The organism is Pseudidiomarina fusca (assembly GCF_032227045.1).
Lineage (GTDB): Bacteria > Pseudomonadota > Gammaproteobacteria > Enterobacterales > Alteromonadaceae > Pseudidiomarina > Pseudidiomarina fusca.
In genome coordinates this window covers 17,197-35,771 of record NZ_JANFPJ010000006.1, presented here as the reverse complement: position 1 = coordinate 35,771, position 18,575 = coordinate 17,197, and the positions used below count along the sequence as shown (strand labels likewise).

17 protein-coding genes and 6 tRNA genes are annotated in these 18,575 nt (G+C 49.6%); 8 read left to right on the top strand and 15 right to left on the bottom strand.

Annotated features, from left to right (window positions below):
• Window positions 1–14: 14 nt before the first annotated feature.
• From lnt to NOG12_RS03520, 6 genes are all read right to left on the bottom strand, one after another.
• On the bottom strand, window positions 15–1,526 hold the full coding sequence (gene lnt / locus NOG12_RS03545; protein WP_313932425.1) for an apolipoprotein N-acyltransferase: 1,512 nt from the start codon (window positions 1,524–1,526) through the stop codon (window positions 15–17).
• Complete coding sequence (gene corC, locus NOG12_RS03540; RefSeq protein WP_153825761.1) at window positions 1,527–2,405, bottom strand: CNNM family magnesium/cobalt transport protein CorC; 879 nt, start codon at window positions 2,403–2,405, stop codon at window positions 1,527–1,529.
• 102 nt (window positions 2,406–2,507) lie between these two features.
• Window positions 2,508–2,978: an rRNA maturation RNase YbeY gene (gene ybeY, locus NOG12_RS03535; protein ID WP_153825760.1), complete on the bottom strand. Its 471-nt coding sequence runs from the start codon at window positions 2,976–2,978 to the stop codon at window positions 2,508–2,510.
• Complete coding sequence (locus tag NOG12_RS03530; RefSeq protein WP_313932424.1) at window positions 2,975–3,979, bottom strand: PhoH family protein; 1,005 nt, start codon at window positions 3,977–3,979, stop codon at window positions 2,975–2,977. Before NOG12_RS03530 ends, ybeY begins: the two co-directional genes overlap by 4 nt.
• A gap of 39 nt (window positions 3,980–4,018) precedes the next feature.
• Window positions 4,019–5,461: a tRNA (N6-isopentenyl adenosine(37)-C2)-methylthiotransferase MiaB gene (miaB, locus tag NOG12_RS03525; RefSeq protein WP_110074766.1), complete on the bottom strand. Its 1,443-nt coding sequence runs from the start codon at window positions 5,459–5,461 to the stop codon at window positions 4,019–4,021.
• A gap of 150 nt (window positions 5,462–5,611) precedes the next feature.
• Window positions 5,612–6,472: a DMT family transporter gene (locus NOG12_RS03520; protein WP_313932423.1), complete on the bottom strand. Its 861-nt coding sequence runs from the start codon at window positions 6,470–6,472 to the stop codon at window positions 5,612–5,614.
• Between the two features lie 43 nt (window positions 6,473–6,515).
• Between NOG12_RS03520 and NOG12_RS03515 the strand changes: the two genes are divergently transcribed.
• Entirely contained in the window at window positions 6,516–6,869 is a 354-nt protein-coding gene (locus NOG12_RS03515; RefSeq protein ID WP_313932422.1) for a DMT family protein, read from the top strand.
• 11 nt (window positions 6,870–6,880) lie between these two features.
• Complete coding sequence (locus NOG12_RS03510; protein ID WP_313932421.1) at window positions 6,881–8,005, top strand: FAD-dependent monooxygenase; 1,125 nt, start codon at window positions 6,881–6,883, stop codon at window positions 8,003–8,005.
• 120 nt (window positions 8,006–8,125) lie between these two features.
• On the opposite strand, the gene NOG12_RS03505 is transcribed toward NOG12_RS03510, so the two are convergent.
• The 9 genes from NOG12_RS03505 to NOG12_RS03465 all read right to left on the bottom strand — a co-directional run bounded on the left by NOG12_RS03505 (window position 8,126) and on the right by NOG12_RS03465 (window position 11,702).
• Window positions 8,126–8,212 (bottom strand) — tRNA-Leu (locus NOG12_RS03505).
• Between the two features lie 23 nt (window positions 8,213–8,235).
• A tRNA-Gln gene (locus NOG12_RS03500) sits at window positions 8,236–8,310 on the bottom strand.
• Between the two features lie 31 nt (window positions 8,311–8,341).
• Window positions 8,342–8,416 (bottom strand) — tRNA-Gln (locus NOG12_RS03495).
• 31 nt (window positions 8,417–8,447) lie between these two features.
• A tRNA-Gln gene (locus NOG12_RS03490) sits at window positions 8,448–8,522 on the bottom strand.
• A 28-nt stretch (window positions 8,523–8,550) separates the two neighbouring features.
• Window positions 8,551–8,635, bottom strand: a tRNA-Leu gene (locus tag NOG12_RS03485).
• An 18-nt stretch (window positions 8,636–8,653) separates the two neighbouring features.
• Window positions 8,654–8,730, bottom strand: a tRNA-Met gene (locus NOG12_RS03480).
• Between the two features lie 159 nt (window positions 8,731–8,889).
• Window positions 8,890–9,615 (bottom strand): SIMPL domain-containing protein, encoded by a 726-nt coding sequence (locus tag NOG12_RS03475; protein WP_313932420.1) that lies wholly within the window; start codon window positions 9,613–9,615, stop codon window positions 8,890–8,892.
• 28 nt (window positions 9,616–9,643) lie between these two features.
• Entirely contained in the window at window positions 9,644–10,312 is a 669-nt protein-coding gene (locus NOG12_RS03470; protein WP_153825754.1) for an SDR family oxidoreductase, read from the bottom strand.
• 25 nt (window positions 10,313–10,337) lie between these two features.
• On the bottom strand, window positions 10,338–11,702 hold the full coding sequence (locus tag NOG12_RS03465; RefSeq protein WP_153825753.1) for a class II fumarate hydratase: 1,365 nt from the start codon (window positions 11,700–11,702) through the stop codon (window positions 10,338–10,340).
• Between the two features lie 99 nt (window positions 11,703–11,801).
• Here NOG12_RS03465 and NOG12_RS03460 point away from each other — a divergent pair, with 99 nt between their 5' ends.
• The 6 genes from NOG12_RS03460 (at window position 11,802) to NOG12_RS03435 (ending at window position 18,524) form a co-directional block, all read left to right on the top strand.
• The gene (locus NOG12_RS03460; RefSeq protein ID WP_153825752.1) at window positions 11,802–12,527 is read left to right on the top strand and encodes a hypothetical protein; all 726 of its coding nucleotides are present in this window, start codon (window positions 11,802–11,804) and stop codon (window positions 12,525–12,527) included.
• Entirely contained in the window at window positions 12,528–14,825 is a 2,298-nt protein-coding gene (locus tag NOG12_RS03455) for a putative bifunctional diguanylate cyclase/phosphodiesterase (RefSeq protein WP_153825751.1), read from the top strand.
• On the top strand, window positions 14,822–15,691 hold the full coding sequence (locus tag NOG12_RS03450; RefSeq protein ID WP_228759441.1) for a DUF3034 family protein: 870 nt from the start codon (window positions 14,822–14,824) through the stop codon (window positions 15,689–15,691). Before NOG12_RS03455 ends, NOG12_RS03450 begins: the two co-directional genes overlap by 4 nt.
• Before the next feature lie 10 nt (window positions 15,692–15,701).
• Window positions 15,702–16,208 (top strand): group I truncated hemoglobin, encoded by a 507-nt coding sequence (locus NOG12_RS03445; RefSeq protein ID WP_162014443.1) that lies wholly within the window; start codon window positions 15,702–15,704, stop codon window positions 16,206–16,208.
• 12 nt (window positions 16,209–16,220) lie between these two features.
• Complete coding sequence (locus NOG12_RS03440) at window positions 16,221–17,597, top strand: YfcC family protein (protein ID WP_313932419.1); 1,377 nt, start codon at window positions 16,221–16,223, stop codon at window positions 17,595–17,597.
• A gap of 81 nt (window positions 17,598–17,678) precedes the next feature.
• Window positions 17,679–18,524 (top strand): sulfurtransferase, encoded by an 846-nt coding sequence (locus tag NOG12_RS03435; RefSeq protein ID WP_313932418.1) that lies wholly within the window; start codon window positions 17,679–17,681, stop codon window positions 18,522–18,524.
• Window positions 18,525–18,575: the final 51 nt, after the last annotated feature.

The window sequence follows — 18,575 nt, the reverse complement described above, 5'->3', positions numbered from 1 at the left end:
AACTTGCGCTTATATTACTGATTTTGGCGGCGCTTGACCATGCCGAAAATACCACATATCGCAATCATCAGTGCAATTATCCATGCATTTAGTAGGCCATTACGATAAAACGGCGTGGTGCCTTGAACTAGCGGGACTTGGGCACTGAGTGTGGCGGCGACAAATTGCGGTGCGCGCGCGAGTTCTTGGCCATATTCGTTAACCACTGCGGTGATGCCATTGTTGGTAGCTCGCAGTAACGGACGACCCAGTTCTATCGAGCGCATGCGAGCGATTTGCATGTGTTGAGCTGGGCCATGGGAGGCGCCAAACCAGGTATCGTTGCTGACCGTGATTAAAAAATCTGAGTGAGGCTTAAGATTGGCGCGTACTTGATTAGGAAACGCGATTTCATAACAAATTGCTGCGGTTAAGTGCTGCCCTTTGGCGCGTAGGTCGGGCTGTACGTAATCTCCCCGGCTAAATGAGCTCATAGGTAGATCAAACAAAGGGGCTAGCGGGCGCAGTAAATTTTCAAAGGGAACAAACTCACCAATGGGCAATAATTGATGCTTCGCATAGCGGTTACTATGGCCATGATAATAGGCTTCCATCGGTTGATAGGGCGCATCCATACCGAGGGTAATCAAACTATTAAAATATTCGCGATTGCTGTAATCAATAATGCCGGTGATTAAACTGGTATCAGCAGCCACTAAATCCTGATGGATGTTCGCCAAAATATCATCGGTATAGGGCTCTGGCATAGTCACCGCAGATTCGGGCCAAACAATGATGTCATGACTGCTATAGAAAGGCTTACTGAGTTCTAAATAGGTTGTAAGCGAGCGCCAATGTTGATCCGGATTCCACTTAATCGATTGAGAAATATTGCCTTGCACTAACAGCACTCGTTTGGTTTCGCCAGTGCGCTCTAATTGACTCCATTGTGGCAAAGCAAAGCTAACTAGTAGCAGTGCTGTGGCCACCGCAGTAGGCAACAAACACCGCTGCTGCCAGCCACGATAAAGGCTAATCGCAATCAGCCAGACGATCACACTGACGCCACTAACACCCACCCAAGCAGCGTATTGTCCAAGGCTGGCATCGGTCTGGCTATAACCTAACTCTAACCAAGGGAATCCGGTTAACAGCCAACCGCGCAAGCTTTCAGTGAGTAACCAAATGCCTGGCAGTAACCAGATGGCGCTCGGGCCAAATTTGTGTTCGCTCCATTTCCACAGCCATAAAGCCACTGCGGGAAACAAACTTAAGTAGGCATAGAGCACCAGTAAGATGGCAATGGAGGCGAGCGGATGCAGCCCACCAAACTGATCGATACTGACGTAGATCCAGCTTAAGCCGGCACCAAACCAACCCAGCCCAAACCAAAACCCATGCGCAAAAGCTTGCTTGGGGCTACTGTTGCGTAATAGCAGCAACAGAAGCGTCAGCACTGCAAGGGGCAACCAAGCCTGTTCAAAAGGGGAGTAGCTAAAGACTAAACTGCCACCTAGCAGCAATGCCATCAGTTTGGTTTTATTCATTTAGTCTGCATCTGTTACACGAGGTGCTTCAGCTAAAGTCACTTGTAACTGCTGAATCCGACGTTTATCGGCACCAGTCACTTTGAAGATCATGCCATGCAAGGTTACTTCTTCACCAACTTGCGGTAAGTGGCCAAAACCATGAGCTACCATACCACCAATGGTGTCGTATTCTTCATCGTCTAACTCGAGATTAAAATACTCGTTAAAGTCTTCGATGGTGGTGAGCGCTTTCACTGAATAACGCGACTTGTTGATGCGCCGAATATCAGCTTTGCTATCTTCATTGAAGTCGGTTTCATCTTCAATTTCACCAACAATCTCTTCAAGAATATCTTCGATGGTTACTAACCCTGATACACCGCCGTATTCATCGACGACGATAGCCATATGATAGCGCTGCTCGCGGAACTCTTTGAGTAGCACATCAACGCGTTTGCTTTCGGGCACAATCACCGCTGGGCGAATCACTTTAGCCAACGAAAATTCTTCGTCGGTCATGCCAAAACCATAGGCGAGTAAATCTTTGGCAAGCAGAATGCCTTCGATGTGGTCTTTGTTTTCGCTCACTACCGGATAGCGGCTGTGCTGCGAATCAATCACGATAGGTAGAAACGACTCGACGCTTTGATGAATATCAATGGTGACCATTTGCGAACGTGGCACCATAATATCGCGCACTTTAAGCTCGGCGACATCTAACACCCCTTCGATCATTTCTTTGGTGTCATTGTCAATCAAGTCTCGTTCTTCGGCGTCCTGGATGAGGTCGACTAACTCTTCTCGACTATTCGGTTCTCCGGTAAACAGTTGCAGCAATTTGCTAGCCCAAGTTTTACGCGCAGAACCGCTCGTAGAGTGGGGATTATCATCGCTCATGATGTCGGTTGTGCTCCATGTGTGCTTCAAAATATCGCTGCTAAGCAGCGTTGGTTATCGAAAAAAGTCAGTTGTATCTATGCTGTTTTCCTAGAGATATGTCTAGGTGATAGCATCCGCTTCCGCATAGGGATCAGCATAGCCCAAGCCGGCTAGGATGTCTCTTTCAAGTTGTTCCATCTGCTCAGCTTGTTGGTCTTCTATATGGTCATACCCCAGCAAATGCAAGGTACCATGCACCACTAAATGAGCCCAATGAGCTACCAAGGGTTTGTTTTGTTCAGTTGCTTCGCGGCTAACCACAGGTGCACAAATGACCAAATCACCGAGCAGTTGCAAAGGCAAAGGCACCGGCGATTCAAACGGAAACGACAGCACATTAGTGGCGTAGTCTTTACCGCGATAATCGTGATTAAGCTGCAAACCTTCGTCGCTGTCAACCACCCTGATGGTCATTTCGCTGTCAGGTTGGGCTAGGTGCTGGAGCACGCTGGTCACCCATTGGCTAAATTGCTGGTGGCTGGGAATGTCGCTGGCAGTACTGGCAATTTGGATATCTAAAGTAGCGGTCATGAGTTACTCGAAGGAGCTTGTTCAAAGCTTTCGTAAGCTTGCACAATACGTTGCACCACGGGATGGCGGACCACATCAGAAGCCTGAAAGAAGGTAAAACTGATGTCATCAATGTCTTTGAGTACTTCAATGACATGACGTAGCCCAGATTTTTGGCCGCGCGGTAAGTCAACCTGAGTAATATCTCCGGTGATAACAGCACGAGAATTAAAGCCAATCCGAGTCAGGAACATTTTCATTTGTTCGCAGGTGGTATTCTGGCTTTCATCCAAAATAATAAAAGCATCGTTGAGGGTACGGCCGCGCATGTAGGCAAGCGGGGCTACCTCAATCACATTGCGCTCAATGAGCTTTTCTACTTTTTCAAACCCGAGCATTTCAAACAGGGCATCGTAGAGCGGGCGTAAATAAGGATCGACCTTTTGTGCTAAATCACCGGGTAAAAAGCCTAGTTTCTCGCCAGCTTCAACTGCTGGGCGAGTTAATAGAATGCGACGAATCTCTTGGCGCTCGAGTGCATCTACGGCACAGGCCACGGCCAGGTAGGTTTTGCCGGTACCGGCAGGACCTACGCCAAAGTTAACATCGTGAGTTAAGATGGCGCGAACGTATTCGGCTTGATTCGGGTTACGGGGTTTGATCAGCCCACGTTTGGTTTTAATGTGAGTCATTTTCGCAAACGCGGGGTCATCGTCATGGTGTTGCTGTTCAAGCACTTGCGCTTGCTGCACCGCTAGGTGCACCATTTGTGGGGTGACACTACCGGCATCACCTTTGATGGTGGCGGTTTCTAGGTATAAATCGCGCAGGATTTTGGCACCAGCCTGCACTGTATGAGCTGGGCCGAGCAGGCGAAATTCATTGTGACGATGACTGATTTCTATGCCTAAGCGGCGCTCAATGTGTTTTAAGTTGTCGTCAACGGGCCCGCATAAATCGGCAATACGGTTGTTATCTGCGGGCTCTAGAGTTATGTCTAACGTACTTACAGTTTGAGTCAAGCTAACCTCGGTGTTGCGAAGATAAAATCCAGCAGCCGGTTAAGAGGCTGCTGGAGGAACGAAAGTGGCCACGCCAAGCTCGTTAGGTTGGTGTTTTGCCTGTCGTGCCAAGATAGTTTGTGGTGCGGTATCAACCCGCAAGCCCATGTCTGATTCTACCCGTAACACGTCGCCGCGTAATGAGTTAACAAACACATCGGTGATTTTGACATCTACAAATTTACCTATCATGGACGGCTCGCCGATAAAGTTAACCACGCGGTTGTTTTCGGTACGCCCACTTAGCTCCATCGGATCTTTCTTTGATGGGCCAATTACCAAGATACGTTGTTCGGTGCCTAGCATCCGTCGAGCATGGGCATGGGCTTGCTGATTAATGCGTTGCTGTAATAGCTGCAGGCGTTGTTTCTTGGTGGCTTCACTGACATCATCAGGCAAATCAGCGGCTGGTGTACCAGGACGCGCACTGTAGATGAAGCTAAAGCTCATATCGTAATCAACGGCTTGAATCAAATCCATGGTGGCTTCAAAGTCGGCATCAGTCTCACCTGGGAAGCCAATAATAAAATCTGAGCTCATGGCGATATCTGGGCGTACTTTTTTAAGCTTACGGATCTGTGACTTATATTCTAATGCCGTGTGTCCACGTTTCATTAACGTCAGAATACGGTCTGAACCACTTTGCACCGGCAGGTGTAAATGACTCACTAATTCTGGAATGGTGGCGTAAGCTTCAATGATATCGTCAGTAAACTCCACTGGATGCGAGGTGGTGTAACGGATGCGATCGATACCATCAATAGCAGCAACTAAGTGTAATAGCTCGGCAAATCGGCAAACCTCACCGGTATGATGTTCACCCCGGTAGGCATTTACGTTTTGGCCCAGTAAATTCACTTCGCGTACGCCTTGCTCAGCAAGCTGGGCAATCTCGAATAACACGTCGTCGACTGGACGACTGACTTCTTCACCGCGGGTGTACGGCACCACACAGAACGTACAGTACTTGCTGCAACCTTCCATAATAGAAACGAACGCGCTTGGGCCATCTGCTTTGGGTTCTGGTAGACGGTCGAATTTCTCGATTTCAGGAAACGAGATATCGACCATCGGCGTGTGATGGGTTTGTACTTGTTTCACCATCTCTGGCAACCGATGCAGGGTTTGTGGGCCAAACACGATATCTACGTACGGAGCACGTTCACGAATATGATCGCCTTCTTGCGAGGCCACACAGCCGCCAACCCCAATCACGAGATCGGGATTTTTATCTTTTAGGGTTTTCCAACGGCCTAACTGATGAAAGACTTTTTCTTGGGCCTTCTCGCGAATAGAGCAGGTGTTCAGCAAAATCAAATCTGCTTCTTCAGGCTCGCCTGCCACCTCGTAGCCATGAGTTGCCTTAAGTAGATCAGCCATTTTCGCTGAATCGTACTCGTTCATCTGACAACCCCAAGTTTTAATATATAACTTCTTACTCATAAATCTCTGGCTCGCTTGCTGTATCGCGTTGGTTGGTTAAGCTGCAGCGGTGACACTGGTCTTAACCAAGCTATCAATAGACTAAATGGGCGGCTATTTTAGCTTGTTCTGCATCCAACTGCCAACTTTCAGGCGGATTTACCGCCAAGCTTAAGCTTTGCGTCGGGTGCGAATCGCTAAATAACCGGCCACCATAATAACGCCGGCTCCTATCAACATACTCAAAGTGATGGGCTCTTGCCAAAACCAGTAGCCCATAAGAGCGGCAAAAATAACCGAACTGTAAGTAAAAACACCGACTCTAGCGGCTGGTGCCATGGCAAAGGCTTTGGTCATGGTTAATTGCCCGGCGACTGCTAGGGCTCCCATGACGGTAATTGCCAACCAATGTTCTGGGGCAACGGCCTGGCCCATCCATAATAGCGGCACTGCCGATAACAGCGTCGCTAGGCTGGCAAAATAAAACACTATTTTACTGGATGATTCAGTAGCTGACATCTGCCGGATCAAAGTTTTAGTAAAAGCTGCTAAGCAAGCAGCAATGAAAGCTACTGCGACCACCGGCGACAAGGTCGCTGTGGTGGGATTAAGAAAAATAAAGACGCCGATAAAGCCAATCCCAATCGCCAACCAGGTTTGGGGTAGCACTTTTTCGTGTAACCAAAGCCGCCCAATGATGGGAATAATAAAAGGCGATAACAACAGCACTAGGGTGGCTTGCGCTAAGGGCAAATGTGCGATCGCATAAAAGAACAAATACATCGCCGCCAAACCCGCCAAGCCCCGGCTCAGGTGAAATTTCCATGCTTTAGTCTTAAAGGCGCTGGGGCCTTTGCGCCACAGCCACGGCAGCAGCACTAAAAAAGCCATTAAATTTCTGAAAAACACCAATTGTTCTGAGGGCAAATAGGTGCTCAAATATTTAACTAAGGCACTTACCCCGGCAAAGCATAGCTCGGCCGTAATAATCAATAGAGAAGCTATAACCACGGAGCGCTGCGGCGTGTCCATAATGTCCTTGTGCGGCGTCAGCCGCCTAGTCAACGAGACTTGTATGAATCGCTATATTATCACGATCACTTTATTAACGCTGAGTAATGTTTTTATGACCTTTGCTTGGTATGCCCATTTGAAAAACCTCGCTGAAAAACCATGGCTGGTGGCGGCTTTTGCCAGTTGGGGTGTTGCCTTGCTGGAATATCTGTTGCAAGTACCCGCCAACCGTATCGGTTATGAGGTCATGAACTTGGGGCAGCTGAAAATCTTGCAAGAGGTGATTACCCTGTCGGTATTTGTGCCTTTTGCATTGTTTTATATGAAAGAAAAGCTAACTTGGGATTATTTATGGGCTGGCTTATGTATTCTTGGCGCAGTATTTTTTATCATGCGTAGTAAGTTTACCGGGTAAAGAGATAAATCATGCAGGTAGTTATTGTAGGTGGCGGTATGGTGGGCGCAGCAGCGGCAGTTGCCCTGGCGCAACAAGGTCATCAGATAGAACTGATTGAAGCAGGCCCCGCAGTGGTAAGCAGCGGCCCGTGGGATTTACGGATCTCATCAATCCATCTGCGCAATGTGCAATGGCTACAACAGTTACATACTTGGGCGCTAATTAGAGCCGAACGGCAATTTCCCTACACCCAGCTTGCAGTGCAAACACAACACGGGCAGCGGCTTGAATTTAACCAGCATGATAGCGACACCGAGATGCTAGGGGCGATGGTTGAGAATCATGCATTGCAGCAAGCGCTCTGGCAGCAGTTTGCCGAGTTGCCAATCAACGCAAGAGCTCAAACTCAAGTACAAGCGTTTGATTTAACCAAGCAACAAGTGCAGTTAAGTAGCGGTGAGCTGTTAAGTTACGATTTATTGATTGGCGCTGACGGGGCCCAATCGCAGGTCGCCAAAGCGGCTCAGATTGGCCAGCGCGGCTGGGATTATGACATGCGCTGTATGCTGGCGCTAGCAGAACTGGCCGAACCTATTGCGCCGGCAACATGGGAAGTGTTTCGTCCGGAAGGGCCTTATGCGCTGTTACCTCTTGGTGAACGCCAGGCCTGTTTAATTGATTATCGTAGCGAACAACAATGGCAGCATTTTAGTCAACAACCTGAAGCAGTAGCGCAACAGCTTGAACAAACCTTTGCGCCGCACCTTGGCGCTTATCAATTGCTCAACTTTGCCAGTTTTCCGCTGCGTCGTCAGCGCGCATTGCGCTATCAAGTGAAGCAATCGGTGGTGCTTATCGGTGATGCCGCGCACAGCATTCATCCGTTAGCCGGGCAGGGGGTTAATTTAGGCTTTGCTGACGTGCAAACCCTAGTAGCGCAATTAGCCAGTCAACCTTTAGCCCCGGCCTTGGCCGCGTATGAACGTATTAGAATGCGTGAAAACCAGCTGATGATGCGTGCTATGGATGCCATCCATCTTGGTTTTAGTTCGCCGCATTGGGCACCGCAGGGACTAGTAGCTGCCGGCTTGTTCGCGGTAGCGCAAGTACAACCTTTGAAACGAGCCTTGGTACGTCGGGCCATCGGCTTTTGAAGCTGGTGAGAGAGACAACAAAAAACGCTCGTGGATGTTAGCTAAACTTCAGCAAATATCCACGAGCGTTTTATTATTCAATGCTTGTCTAAACTGATTATTGCGGTTTCACCATAACGATGGTGCGGAGGGGGGGACTTGAACCCCCACGAGCGTTAGCTCACTAGCACCTGAAGCTAGCGCGTCTACCAATTCCGCCACCCCCGCAATAATCAGGGGCATCAAAAAAATGGCTGGGGTACCAGGATTTGAACCTGGGAATGGCGGGATCAAAACCCGCTGCCTTACCGCTTGGCTATACCCCAACACAGGGTGCATCAACGAGATAAAGACGATTGGCTGGGGTACCAGGATTTGAACCTGGGAATGGCGGGATCAAAACCCGCTGCCTTACCGCTTGGCTATACCCCAACACAGGGTGCATCAACGAGATAAAGACGATTGGCTGGGGTACCAGGATTTGAACCTGGGAATGGCGGGATCAAAACCCGCTGCCTTACCGCTTGGCTATACCCCAACAGCTATTATCGCCTCACAGTTTGAGTTGGTGCGGACGGAGAGACTCGAACTCTCACGCCGTGAGGCACTGGAACCTAAATCCAGCGTGTCTACCAATTCCACCACGTCCGCCCAAAAAGGCTATTTGGATGGTGGCTACGGCGAGATTCGAACTTGCGACCCCAGCATTATGAGTGCTGTGCTCTAACCAGCTGAGCTACGTAGCCATACCAAATTTTTTATCAAACTGCGCTCGGTGAGTGCGGCGCGTATTATGCAAATCAGGGACGATACCGTCAACCACTTTTTCTCAAAAAAACGCGTATTTCTGCGCGATTGCTTAAAAAAGCGATAGTTTGTTTAATTAATCAACGAATCCGCAGTCGTTAATCAACAAGTTGGTATTCAACCGTCGACACCACCCGCACAATTTTCAAATGAGGGGTATTGGAGTCCCGATCGTAAATACTGAACTGCCCTTGATTAGCACTACGAATTTTACCTAATTCACTATTAGAATGCTCGGCAAAACGTAAGGCGACTTCACGGGCGTTGCGCGCCGACTCCTCAATCATACTAGGTTTAATCGCATTTAAGCCATTAAAATGATATTCCACTTGGGTTTCGTAGGCATTTCCACTTAAGCTCACGCCTTGTTTGCCTAACTCGGATAAGCGTTGCCGTAGGGCTCGAACATTGTCGACCTGGTTGGTATAAACCGTTAGGGTTTGTTCACCGGTATAGCGCAAGCCAACGTCTTCTGTGGCCCAACGTTCAGCTAGTTTATCGAGGACATTTGGTGCGGCGATAGAAATATCATCCTGACTAAAGCCATTATTCAGCAAAAAGGTTTGGATGGCCTTGATATCAGCATCAAGCTCTTCGTAAATGGTCTGTTGACTGTTGCCAGCTCGAACCACTTTAAGTGGCCAAATCGCCGTATCAGCGGCAACTTCGCGTTCAGCTAGGCCTTTGACCTCGACCACCCGTTCAAAACTACGAAACTCTTGTACGCTAGCAGTAAGGGCATAGCTTAACACCCCCGCCGCAAGCACCAACCCAGCGGCTAAAATGCCCGCGGTTAACGGGCGTAAACTATTGTTGGAAATCATGATTTATCCTTATGAGGAGAATGAGTCGCTACCACGGGAGTGACTCGCCGTTGCTATGGATAAATTGACCACTGGAACTTAAGGTTAGTTCATTAATGCGAGCGATAAGTCGAGTTGCAGCTTGATCAGCACTGATATCGCCGGCGTTATTCACCATCTCGGTCTGTACAAAGCCTGGATGCAGCAAGGCTACCGCGACCCCAGCGGCTTCGAGATCCCGTGCTAAGGAAACCCCCGCGGCATTCAAGGCGGCCTTACTCATGCGGTAGCCATAATAGCCACCCGAGCCGTTATCTGTCATGGAGCCCATGCGGCTGGTGATAAGCACTACTTTACTGCCGTTATGTAGGCGAGAGCGCAGCGCATCGGTGAGGATCAATGGCCCCATTGCGTTAACCTGAAATTGCCGCAGTAAACTGTCGGCATGGATAGCACCTAAGCTATCGCGTTCTAACAAGCCGGCGTTATTGATCAAAATATCGATGGTTTGATCGGCAAGCTGTTGGGCTAACTCGCGTACGGCATTGGCATCAGTCACATCGATGCCGGTAATGATTCGGCTTGGCTGCAACTGTTCTAAGGCTTCGCTACTGCTACGACAAACAGCGGTCACTGTGTCGCCTTGGGCCAAATACTGCGCAGTTAAAGCTAGGCCAATACCACGGTTGGCACCGGTAATAACAACATGTTTTGACATGATCACTCCTGTGTTGAGTTGCGATTTATTCGGTAAGTCGTTTGGGATCCAGTAAGCGCGCTAAGGTGTCGCGATCTAAATCCGTTTGCTCAGCAGCAACGTCAAGAATATCGCGCTGTTGCTGATAGGCCTGTTTGGCAATGGCGGCGGCTTGGTTGTAGCCAATCTCGCGATTTAAGGCGGTTACTAGAATCGGATTACGAGCTAGCACGGCGTTGATGCGTTGGTGATTGACGCTGAAATCAGCAATCGCTTGGTCAGCTAGGGCACGGGCCGCGTGGCTGAGCAGTTCAATACTTTGCAGTTGATTGTAGGCAATTACCGGCAACATCACATTTAATTGGAAATTGCCTTGCTGCGCTGCAGCACTGACCGTGTGGTAGTTACCCGCCACCTGCACCGCAACCATAGCTACAGCTTCAGGAATTACTGGATTCACTTTACCTGGCATGATGCTGCTGCCCGGCTGTAACGCGGTCAGGCTGATTTCACCTAGGCCAGCCAGTGGACCGCTGTTCATCCAACGTAAATCGTTGCTGATTTTGAGCAGTACCGTGCCGATCGCATTCAGGGTGCCGCTCACCATGGCGTTGATTTCTTGCCCAGCAATACCAGCAAACAGATTTGCAGCCGGGCAAAACTGAGCGGCGCTGCGCTCATTCAACGCTTGGCAAAAGTCTGCCGCAAACCCATCCGGAGCATTAACGCCTGAGCCGATGGCGGTACCACCTTGAGGCAATTGTTGTAGTAATTGCAAATGTTGTTCTAAAGTAACCTGGGTATGGTTAACTTGGGCTGCCCAGGCCGATAGTTCTTGGGCGAAGGTAAGCGGCATGGCATCCATCAGGTGGGTACGGCCGGTTTTAACCACATCTTTTAAGCTGGTCGCTTTTTGTTTGATCACTTGCTGTAAATGTTGCAAGGCCGGCAGCAGCTGTTGACTGATAGCCAAGGTTGAGCTCACCAGAATCGTGGTAGGAATCACATCGTTACTGCTTTGGCTGGCATTAATGTGGTCGTTAGGATGCAGCTCGAGCCCGCTTTGTTGTTTGACTAGGCTGCTGAGCACCTCGTTCATGTTCATATTGGTGCTGGTGCCCGAGCCGGTTTGAAAAATATCTAGCGGAAAACTATCTGGTTCAGCTTGCGCTAAAATGGTATCAGCCGCAGCGATAATGGCTTGCGCTTGGGGCTGGGTTAGCACGCCGGCTTTGGCATTAGCTTGCGCAGCAGCGGCTTTAACCTGCGCCAAGGCATGAATAAAACGGGCTGGAAAGCGCAACGAGCTGAGTTGAAAATTCTGTCGCGCACGCTCAGTTTGGGCGCGCCAAAGGGCATCAACTGGTACCTCGACGGAGCCCATGCTATCGGTTTCGGTGCGGGTTGCCATGTTTTGCTCCTTATTTGAAAAAAGTCGTGCAAAAGGTAAGGGTTACCTTTTATAGTCACTCATCTGAAACCATGTTACTAGTGAATACATGAGGTTACTATGCGGTTATTTCAAACCGTTTTTACGGTTTTCTTACTCGGTGCTGTAAGCAGCATAGCAGTACTTGCGTTAATCTTCTCGGCCGCAGCAACCGCAACTAACCTGCAAGTTAAAGTGTTAGACGCACAGCAACAACCCTTAGCTGGGGCGGTGATTAGTATTCCGGCAGGAGTAGACCTTCCAACGACAACGAACAGCGCAGATAATTTGTTAACGGCAGAAACCTACGTGATGGATCAGGTGGATAAATTATTTGTTCCCTTCATCTTAGTAGTCGCCAAGGGCAGCCAAGTGGTGTTCCCCAATCGGGATAACATTCGCCATCAAGTCTTTTCGTTCTCGCCCGCCAAGCCTTTCGAGTTACCTCTTTACAGCAATCGTGAGCAGCCGCTGGTGCGCTTTGAGCAAGCTGGGGTGGTGGTGCTGGGCTGCAATATCCACGACCATATGAAAGCCTACATCTATATCAGCCCGCATCAGTACAGCGCCCAAACGGATGCGCAAGGCCAAGTGACAGTGCCGGCTGGGAGCACCCAGTTAGCGGTCTGGTATCCGGGCCAGGAAAATACTGTTACCGACACTCTGGTGACTGTGCGCAGCGGGCAAACGGAACTGGTGGTGCAACTGCCAGTGAGCAAACAACAGCAGCAACCACCCCCACTATCGCCGTTACAGCAAAAATTTAATCAGCGTAAACAACAAACCCTTATGAGTGAGCAGCATTAAATGCGCATCAACAGCTTCAGAACTCGATTATTACTGCTGTTTTTGCTGCTTACCGCAGGCATTTTGGCAACCTCGTTGGTGACTTTACGTTGGGTGGTGGCACTTCAGTCTGAACGGAGTCTAGAGCGCGAGTTGCTGGTGAGCGAGCGCGTTTTTTCAGAATTAATGCAAGTGCGAACGGAGCAATTACAACAAGCAGCGGCGGTACTCACGGCAGATTTTGGTTTTCGGGAGGCGATAGCTAGCCAAGACCAAGAAACCATCATTTCGGCGCTGGTTAACCATGGTGAGCGCATTGGCACTAACTTGATGGTGTTACAAAATGCGGCCGGGGATGAGGTTGCAGCAACCCATGCGGTTAGTGCCTTACCGAGTATTGCGGCACGTACTGCAGTTGCGGCTGCACCTTTGATTTTGGTGCAAGATGAGATTTTTCAAATAGTCACTGTGCCAGTACAGGCGCCGGATCTTATCGCCTGGGCAACCCTTGGCTTTCGCGTTGATGATGAGCTAGCCAAGTTATTGCAACAGTTAACTCTGGCTGATATTAGCTTCATGGAGGTTGGCACCGAGCAAATTTATGCCTCAAGTTTGAGTGCAGCTGAGCGCACTATTTTGGGTAATAATCAACAGCCCTTAGACCAGCGGTTACAGCAGCTGGACTTAGCCGCCCATATCAATAACCTGAGTCAAACGGCGCAATTAGCCGGCCCGCAGGGGTTACAGGTGATTTTTTCTAGCCAACGGCAGCAGGCGCAACAAGAATTCGTCACCCTGCAACAACAATATGCGGCGATGGCCTTGCTGCTACTTATTTTAGCCAGCTTGTTGGCGATCTTAACAGCACGCAAAATTACCGAACCACTGGCGCAATTAACCCAGGCCACGCAACGCCTTGGGCAAGGCGACTATGCTAAACCTATTGGCATCAATCGGGGTGATGAATTTGGCAAGTTAGGGACGGCGTTTGAGGCCATGCGCCATGATATTGCCATGCGTGAGCAGCAAATTGTCTTTCAGTTGGAGCATGATTTACTGACCGAACTGCCCAATCGGGTGAGTTTGCAAAGTTATCTGCGTGAAGCTATCGAAAGCCATCAGCAGGGCTACATTATTTTGCTCAATGTGGCTAGGTTTGGCGAGGTCAATGACAAGTTTGGCCAGCAAGTGGCGGACCGTCTGTTGCAGGCCATAGCACAACGGCTTAGCGCCTTACTCAGCAAACCTTGGTGGCTAGCACGGTTAGCTGGTGATGAATTTGTGTTGGTTGGGGTTGGACAAACCTTGCCGCAAGTTGAGCGGTTGCTAGAGCAATTAAAACTGCAGCTAGAACAACCTTGGTGGTTAGCTGATAGTAGCTATTTATTGCATTTTCATAGTGGCTACTTAGCTTTTACTGGCGGCGCGGATGCCGTCGATGATTTGCTGCGTAAGGCTCAATTGTGCGCCCGCCAAGCTCGACTACAGAACCGTTTTGCGGTGGCTTATCAAGCTGGCATGGACGAGCAGTATTTACGGCGCTTGCAGATAGTGCAAGCGCTGCCCAAAGCGGTGCGCGAACAACGCTTGCAGTTGCACTATCAACCTAAGCTTGCGACCGCTACGGGCACTGTGGTTGGGGTTGAAGCTTTATTGCGCTGGCGCGACGAACACCTTGGCGTGGTGCGGCCCGATGAATTTATTCCGCTGGCGGAGCAAACGGGAGAAATTTATCGGCTCACCCAATGGGTGATTAGTGCCGGCTTAGCCCAACTGGCGTTATGGCATGAGCAAGGGCATAAGCTAAGTTTAGCGATGAATTTGTCGGCTTTAGATCTATCCTCACCGAGCTTAGTGACTGAATTACAGCAACAGGCAAAACAACAGGGCATAGCGCCGGCTTGGATCACCCTTGAGGTGACTGAAAGTGCAGTGATGGAAGACCCCACCAGTGCCAAAGCTAAACTCCAAGCCTTACGCGAGCTCGGCTTTAAAATAGCGATCGATGATTACGGCACCGGTTATGCGTCCTTGGCCCAACTGAAGCAACTCCCTGCAGATGAATTGAAGTTAGACCGCTCTTTTATCCAAGAACTGGCGCACAGTGAGGTCGACCAAACTATTGTGCAATCCACCTTAGCGCTGGCGCATCAATTGCAGTTGCAGACTGTTGCTGAGGGGGTTGAAGATCAAGCTACTTGGCAGGTCTTGCAGCGTTTAGGCTGTACCACAGTGCAAGGATTTTACTTCAGTCGGCCGTTAGCTGCGGCGGAGCTTGAGCTATGGCTCAAACAACATCAACAAGGACAACAAGCATGAGCAGAGTAAGCATGAACACAGCAAGATCTGCTAAGTTAGGTTGGTTAGTGGCGGCGGCCCTAGGTCTGCTGAGCGCCCCTGCCCAAGCCGAGTTTGGTCGCTTATTAGCAACCGGAGGCTTGACCAATATTGAAGGTGCTGGGGGAGGGGGAATTGTCCCTTGGGCAACCTTAGCAAGTTACGCCGATCAACAGCAATGGGGCGCAACCCTAGCCTTCAATGTAGCTGACGTTGATGACTATCAGTTGCAGGTGGGTGCCGCGACTGTCACCTATGATAATCGTTGGGAGTTCAGTTATGCGCGGCAGAACTTTGAGTTGAAGCAATTAGGTGGCGAACTGAAGCAATCGATTTATGGGCTTAAATATCGCCTTGCGGGTGATGTTATTTATGGCGCTATGCCACAAGTGAGTATTGGCCTGCAGCACAAACGCTCGGGTGATTTTAGCTTACCGCAAGCACTAGGTGCAGCGTCCGCCAATGGCACCGATCTTTACGTGAGTGCGACCAAGGCTTGGTTAGATGGCCCTTGGCATCGTACTTGGCTGGCTAACTTAACCGTACGCGGCACTCGTGCGAACGAGCTAGGGTTGCTTGGCTTTGGTGGCGACTTGCAGAACAACTACCAATGGGTAGCAGAAGCGTCAGTGGCGATGTTTGTTAACCGTCATTGGGTAGTGGGCATGGAGTATCGGCAAAAACCAGATAATTTGAGTTTCGCCAAAGAACAAGATTGGTACGATGTTTTTGTGGGCTGGTTTCCGAGTAAGCGCGTTGCTGTGGCTCTTGCTTACACTGATTTAGATGCCATTGCCGGGGCGGCCGGCCAAACGGGCGTGTATGGCTCGTTACAGATTAGTTTTTAAGGGGGCAGGCATGCGGAGTTACAACATTGCGAAGCGCCCGTTGTGGGTACTAGCTGCGGTGCTAGCTGGCAGTATTCATAGTGGCGCAGTAGCACACAGTGCCGCTCCTTTGAGCGCCACGATAGCGCCAACTGAGTTGCAGCAGCGCGATAATTCGTTGTATCTAGCGCTTGGTGAGTATCAAGGGCTGAGTCAATTGATGGAAGCTTTTGTACTTGCAATTGCGGTTGATGAGCGGGTTATCCATCATTTTGAACGAGTTGATATTGAACGTTTTCATCAGATGTTAACGTTGCACCTCTGTGAGTTAACGGGGGGACCCTGTGAATACACAGGAGCCGATATGGTTGAGGTGCATCGGGGCATGCGTATTAGTAGTGCTGAATTTAATGCCGTCGTTGAGAATCTGATCACCGCCATGCAGCAACAACAGCTTTCGGTTAGCACTCAAAACCGTTTACTTGCTATACTCGCCGCCATGCAACACGAGATTGTCTACCCACAAGAACAAAAATAGGTTATTCCTTTCATGATTAAAATAAAAATCCCGCACACGCTGGTGCTGATGATGTACATGATGCTAGCCGCGTTAGTTTTAACTTGGCTGATCCCTGCTGGTGAATTTCAGCGTAGCGTTAATGATATCGGTCAAACGGTGGTGCAACCAGGCACTTACAGCACGTTGGCGGAACAGCCTTGGCTGTCACCGTTAACCCTATTCACCGTGATTCCGCAAGCGCTCGCCGATGCCCAAGGCGTCATTTTCTTTGTGCTGTTGATTGGTGGGGTGATGGGGATCTTGCGTGCCACTGGCATGCTGGATGCATTAATTGGCTTGTTGTTAGCTAAATTCGCCAACAAAACCGGTTGGTTAATTCTGGGCGGTATGTTGACCTTTGGGATCTTTTCAGCCTTGATTGGCGTCGCCGAAGAGTATTTGATTTTTGTGGCCATGTTGGTTGCTTTATGTCGTGCGCTAAAACTCGATGGTATTACCGCCATGGGGATTTTGATTGTCGGTTACGGTATCGGCTACGGTTTATCGCTATTTAACCCCTTTACGCTGCTCATCGCGCAGGCGGTGGCCGAGGTTCCTCCGGCATCGGGATTGTGGTATCGCTTAGTATTGTGGCCGGTACTATTTGGGATTGGTTTTCACCATGTTTACAAATATGCCAAACGGGTTGCTGCTGATCCTAGCCAATCGTTACTCGCTGATCTGACCCCGGAACAAGGTAACGCAACTACTGAGTATCCGCGTTTAACGGGGCGCCATAAAATCATTTTGTTAGGATTTGTGGCGGTTTTAGGCCTACTGATTTGGGGCATCAAAGTTCACGGATGGTACTTGGTTGAACTGAGTGCGCTGTTTTTAGGTTTTGGCTTATTTGCGGTTATCGTCGCTAAGATGGGCGCAAATCAAGCTGCTAATCAATTCATTGAAGGGGCGGCAGAGTTAACAGCGACCGCCTTGTTGATTGGTTTTGCGCGCTCAATCGCCATGATTATGGAACAAGGCCAAGTGCTCGACACTGTGATCTATTATTTAGCCATGCCGGTAGAAGCCTTTGGTGCCCATTTTGGGGCCGTGAGTATGTTATTTATTCAGAGTATGCTTAACTTATTCATTCCCTCTGGCAGTGGTCAGGCGTTTGTGACCATGCCGATCATGGTGCCCATTGCGGATACCGCCGGTATCAGTCGTCAAATTGCGGTGTTGGCGTTTCAGATGGGCGATGGTTTAATGAATATGATAGTACCGACGAATCCGGTACTTATGGGCATTCTTGGATTAGCTGGTGTTCCTTACGAGCGCTGGTTCAAATTTATTGCACCCTTGATGATTAAGCTTATTTTTGCTTGCGCAGTAGCTATGTTAGTGGCCGTTAGCATCGGTTATCAATAATTGGTTATCAATCATTGGTTACCAATCATTGGTTAACAAGAACGAGCAGCTCTTGGGTGAAATGTAGGAGTTAGTAAAACGATGATTGCAAGCACCACCGCTTGGGTTGATTGTGATTGGTTGGCAGGTCGCTTAGGTGATCCGCAATTGCATGTGTTAGATGCAAGTATGACCAAGGTCGTGGGAAAAGAACCCATTGTCTACCCACAGTTGCAAGTGATTCCTGGCGCCCGTGATCTTGCGTTAGAAACTGAACTGACCGATACCGTGAGTGCCTTACCCAATGCGATGCCAACGCCAGAGCAAGTGTCTGCGCGTTTGCAAGCTTTGGGTATCGAGGCCGGCGACACCATTATTCTTTATGATAACCAAGGTGTTTATTCGTCACCCCGCGCTTGGTTTATTCTCAAAGCGATGGGGATGCATAGAGTAGCTATTCTCAATGGCGGTTTGCCTCAGTGGTTGGCCGCTGGTTATCAATACTTAACGGGCTATGCGCCCTTGCCGAAGCGGCGGGGTAAGGTGATGGCGCAACTGCAACCCGAATGGCTGGTGACAGCTGAGCAAATCAAACAACGGCAAGGTTCGGCGGAATGGGTGTTGTTAGATGCTCGGTCAGCGGCACGATTTGCCGGTACGGCAGCAGAGCCACGCGCCGGCAGCCATGGGGGCCATATCCCTGGCGCGATAAACTTACCTTTTGCCAGCTTATTGAACGGCTATCACTATAAAACGGTGGCACAGCTGGATGAGTATTTTGGCGAGTTTGCAGATAAACACCTGATGTTTACTTGTGGTTCGGGTATAACGGCGTGTATTTTGTTGTTGGCCGCCTGGCAGTATTCAGCTCAGGCAGGATTAAATCGTTCGCTACAATTGTATGATGGTTCTTGGGCGGAATGGAGCCAGCTTCCCAGCTCAGAATAAAAAGCGCTATAAAAAAACACGCCGTTAGGCGTGTTTTTTGGTTTCAAACCA

Coding starts and splice junctions, on each gene's coding strand:
- NOG12_RS03510 (WP_313932421.1), top strand. CDS start 6,881: ATGCAGGTAGTTATTGTAGGTGGCGGTATGGTGGGCGCAGCAGCGGCA.
- NOG12_RS03465 (WP_153825753.1), bottom strand. CDS start 11,702: ATGGCAACCCGCACCGAAACCGATAGCATGGGCTCCGTCGAGGTACCA.
- NOG12_RS03520 (WP_313932423.1), bottom strand. CDS start 6,472: ATGGACACGCCGCAGCGCTCCGTGGTTATAGCTTCTCTATTGATTATT.
- corC (WP_153825761.1), bottom strand. CDS start 2,405: ATGAGCGATGATAATCCCCACTCTACGAGCGGTTCTGCGCGTAAAACT.
- NOG12_RS03475 (WP_313932420.1), bottom strand. CDS start 9,615: ATGATTTCCAACAATAGTTTACGCCCGTTAACCGCGGGCATTTTAGCC.
- NOG12_RS03445 (WP_162014443.1), top strand. CDS start 15,702: ATGCGGAGTTACAACATTGCGAAGCGCCCGTTGTGGGTACTAGCTGCG.
- ybeY (WP_153825760.1), bottom strand. CDS start 2,978: ATGACCGCTACTTTAGATATCCAAATTGCCAGTACTGCCAGCGACATT.
- NOG12_RS03435 (WP_313932418.1), top strand. CDS start 17,679: ATGATTGCAAGCACCACCGCTTGGGTTGATTGTGATTGGTTGGCAGGT.
- NOG12_RS03440 (WP_313932419.1), top strand. CDS start 16,221: ATGATTAAAATAAAAATCCCGCACACGCTGGTGCTGATGATGTACATG.
- miaB (WP_110074766.1), bottom strand. CDS start 5,461: ATGAGTAAGAAGTTATATATTAAAACTTGGGGTTGTCAGATGAACGAG.
- lnt (WP_313932425.1), bottom strand. CDS start 1,526: ATGAATAAAACCAAACTGATGGCATTGCTGCTAGGTGGCAGTTTAGTC.
- NOG12_RS03450 (WP_228759441.1), top strand. CDS start 14,822: ATGAGCAGAGTAAGCATGAACACAGCAAGATCTGCTAAGTTAGGTTGG.
- NOG12_RS03470 (WP_153825754.1), bottom strand. CDS start 10,312: ATGTCAAAACATGTTGTTATTACCGGTGCCAACCGTGGTATTGGCCTA.
- NOG12_RS03515 (WP_313932422.1), top strand. CDS start 6,516: ATGAATCGCTATATTATCACGATCACTTTATTAACGCTGAGTAATGTT.
- NOG12_RS03455 (WP_153825751.1), top strand. CDS start 12,528: ATGCGCATCAACAGCTTCAGAACTCGATTATTACTGCTGTTTTTGCTG.
- NOG12_RS03460 (WP_153825752.1), top strand. CDS start 11,802: ATGCGGTTATTTCAAACCGTTTTTACGGTTTTCTTACTCGGTGCTGTA.